This is a genomic window from Mesorhizobium sp. M1A.F.Ca.IN.020.06.1.1 (assembly GCF_004023265.1).
In the GTDB taxonomy this organism is placed as follows: domain Bacteria; phylum Pseudomonadota; class Alphaproteobacteria; order Rhizobiales; family Rhizobiaceae; genus Mesorhizobium.
Map to the genome: position 1 here is coordinate 1 of NZ_RZSR01000703.1, position 3,234 is coordinate 3,234.

Here is a 3,234-nt window from a genome sequence, read left to right on the forward strand (position 1 = left end):
AGCGTGGCCACGTCCTCGACCGCTTCGGCCAGGCGGAACGGGGCGGGGTCGAGCGTCAGCTGGCCGGCATTGATCTTCGAGAAATCGAGAATGTCGTTGATGATGGTGAGCAGCGCGTTGCCGGATTTGACGATGACGTCGGTGAAGGTCTTCTGGCGCGGCGTCAGCTCGGTCTTGGCGAGAAGCTCGGCCATGCCGAGCACGCCGTTCATCGGCGTGCGGATCTCATGGCTCATATTGGCGAGGAATTCCGACTTGGCCCGGTCGGCCGCCTCGGCCTTGAACAACGATGCTGCGGTTTCGGCGAAGGCGCGGCGGATCGCGTTCTCCATCGGCCGGAAGATCAGACCCGCGGCGATGGCGATGACGGCGATCAGCAGGCCGCTCGCCCATAGGAGCAGCCGGTCGCTGGCGGCATCGGCGAGGCGCCGCTCGTCATCGAGTGCGGTGCGCACGCGCACCAGCATCGGCTGGGCGAAAAGATCGTTCTGGTTGCGGATCTCGCGGTAGCTCCATTCGTCGACTGTCTGGGCCACCGACATCAGGTTGAAATTGCGCACCATGTCGCGCGCCGACCAGAACAGATCGTCGTTCACCGAAGCAGATTCGAGCGCATTGAGCGTATTCTTCGACAGCCGCGGCCTGATCGCCGCGAGCTGCGCGTTCAGGATTTCGATCTCGCCCATCAGCCGTTCGGAATGGCCGCGCGCGGCTGCGGTCAGCCCATCGCGGGTCTCAGCCCGCCACACGGTTCCGGTCGTCTCGGCGAAATTGGTGGCGTTGCGCAGGTCGCGCGAGAAGATGACGAAATTGGCGCTCAAGGCATCGACTTCGTGGCGGTATGAGTTCACGCGGTTGAGCGCGAACATGACGGCCGCCGAGGCCAGGGCAAAGACGAGCAATCCCGAAATATAGCGGACCCGGATCGACCGGATGAAGGAGGAATACTCCGGCATGCGTAACCCCAACCCAAACGCACAATTTTAACGGTCGGGATTACGCTTGATTTACATTAAGATTTCGTTGGTGCGGCTGCCTGTCTTGCCTGCGCATTTAGGGCTCAGGGCCAGATTTAAGCACGTCAATCCGTCGACAGGGAAAACTCGTTGGCGATGGTGACGTGGTGGTGAATGCGGCCCTCGAAATATCGGGACAGCACCGCTTCGGTCGCGGCGCGCGATTCGGCGCGGGCTGGGCTAGCGAGGGCCGCGTCGACCGCCGCCATGTCGCGGTAATTGATCGCCAGGATCATCGGGAGTTCCGGCGCGCCGTCGTCGCGCTTTTCGGCGAAGGAGACGCGGACGTCGAGCGCGCCCGGGAACGCCTTCCATTTGGGCAGCACGGTCTCGATCACGTCCCTGCGGAACGCCTCCGTCTGACCGTCCTTCACCTTGCCCTCGAACAATGCGTAGCGCGTGATCATTTGTTGTCCTCCTCGTCCTTGCGTCGGAAAAATTCCATCAGTGCAGCCTGGTCCTCGCCACCCAGTCCGGCGGCCGTCAGCAGGCGATGTACCTCGGCGCACAGCGCCGTCAGCGGCATTGCCGTATGCGTGCGCCGCGCCAGGTCCTGCGCAGCGTTGAGGTCCTTCACCATATTGTCGATGCGGCCGGTGCGGCGGTAGTCGCGGGTGGCGAAGCGCGGCAGGTATTCCTGCAGGATGGCGCTGTCAGCGCGGCCGCCCTTCAGCGCCTGCGGAATCTTGAGAGCGTCCACGCCGGCATCGAGCGCCAGCCGGGTCGCTTCCGCCACAGCCATGAAGTTCAGGGCGCAGAGCACCTGGTTGATCAGCTTCGTCGTCTGCCCCGCACCGGCCGGGCCCATATGCGTATAGTTGCTGGCGACGTCGCGCAGCAGCTTATGGGCGTCGGCGACATCCTGTGCCGCGCCGCCCGCCATCAGCGTCAATTCGCCGACCAATGCCTTCGGCGCGCCGCCCGAGAGCGGGGAGTCGACCCAGCGCAGACTCCTTTCGCCGGCGTCCGCCGCCAGCTGGCGCGTCGCGTCGGGGTCGATAGACGACATGTCGATGATCAGCGTGCCGGGCTTCGCGCCGGCGGCGACGCCGCCATCTCCGAACACGGCGCGGCGCACGATTGCCGCGGAATTGAGGCTGAGGATGACGAAGTCGGCCGCTGCGGCGGCCGCGGCCGCGCTGGCCGCGGCGCTGGCGCCCTTCGCAACCAGCGTTTCCACCTTGGTCGTGTCGAGATCAAACACGAAGAGCCGGTTGCCGGTAGCGAGCAGGCGATCGCCGATCGCTCCGCCCATGGCACCGGCACCGATTAGCGCGACTGTGTTGGTCATGACGGTCGCTCCTCAAATCTGGACGTTATGTCCGCGACAATCTTTTCGAGCGGTGCGTCGATCGCCACCGCGATGGCATTCTCGTCCTTGCCTGGCACTTCCAACGTCGCGAACTGGCTGTCGAGCAGGCTGGTCGGCATGAAATGGCCGGTGCGCTCGCTCATGCGCCGGGAAATCAGTTCACGCGAACCATCGAGATAGATGAACAGCACCGGCGCGCGGGCCTGCTCGGTGATGAAATCGCGATAGGCGCGCTTCAGCGCCGAACAACCGACGATGACCGGTGCGGGCTGCAGCCTCAGCGTTCCGCCGACTTTCGCAAGCCATGGCCACCTGTCAGCGTCGTCAAGCGGAATGCCTGCGCTCATCTTGGCGATGTTGGCTTCAGGGTGCAGCTTGTCGCCATCCACATACGTCGCGTGGATCGCACGGGCCAGCGCCTCGCCCACCGTCGTCTTGCCCGAACCGGTGACGCCCATGACGACCATGCGCGGCGGCAGGTCAGATCGAAGCTGTGATGCCGCCATCGACATAGAGGACATGTCCGTTGACAAAGGAAGAGGCGTCGGACGCCAGGAAGACGCAGGCGCCGACCAGTTCTTCGACCTTGCCCCAGCGGCCAGCCGGCGTGCGCTTTTCAAGCCAGGCGCTGAAGGCCGGGTCGGCGACAAGGGCCGCATTGAGCGGCGTGTCGAAATAACCGGGCGCGATGGCGTTGCATTGCAGGCCGTGCCTGGCCCAGTCGGTCGCCATGCCCTTGGTGAGATTGCCGACCGCGCCCTTGGTCGCCGTGTAGGGCGCGATCCCCGGCCGGGCGAGCGCGGTCTGCACGCTGGCGATGTTGATGATCTTGCCGCGGCCCCGCCGGATCATGTGGCGCGCCACAGCCTGGCCGACATGGAAGACGCTGGCGACATTGGTCTGCAG

5 protein-coding genes are annotated in these 3,234 nt (G+C 64.9%); all 5 read right to left on the bottom strand.

Annotated features, from left to right (window positions below; all coding sequences use genetic code 11):
- Positions 1–956, bottom strand: a 956-nt coding sequence (locus tag EOA60_RS25360; protein ID WP_281060774.1) for a HAMP domain-containing sensor histidine kinase, incomplete at its 3' end; no start/stop codon positions are given.
- Positions 957–1,081: 125 nt separating this feature from the next.
- Positions 1,082–1,423: a hypothetical protein gene (locus EOA60_RS25365; RefSeq protein WP_095799809.1), complete on the bottom strand. Its 342-nt coding sequence runs from the start codon at positions 1,421–1,423 to the stop codon at positions 1,082–1,084.
- The gene (locus tag EOA60_RS25370; protein ID WP_095799810.1) at positions 1,420–2,307 is read right to left on the bottom strand and encodes an NAD(P)-dependent oxidoreductase; all 888 of its coding nucleotides are present in this window, start codon (positions 2,305–2,307) and stop codon (positions 1,420–1,422) included. Before EOA60_RS25370 ends, EOA60_RS25365 begins: the two co-directional genes overlap by 4 nt.
- A complete protein-coding gene (locus EOA60_RS25375) occupies positions 2,304–2,840 on the bottom strand; it encodes a gluconokinase (RefSeq protein WP_095799811.1) in 537 nt (178 codons plus the stop codon). The genes EOA60_RS25370 and EOA60_RS25375 overlap by 4 nt, the downstream gene beginning before the upstream one ends.
- A partial coding sequence (locus tag EOA60_RS25380; protein WP_128312086.1) for an SDR family oxidoreductase occupies positions 2,809–3,234 on the bottom strand: 426 nt, incomplete at its 5' end. The genes EOA60_RS25375 and EOA60_RS25380, both read right to left, overlap by 32 nt.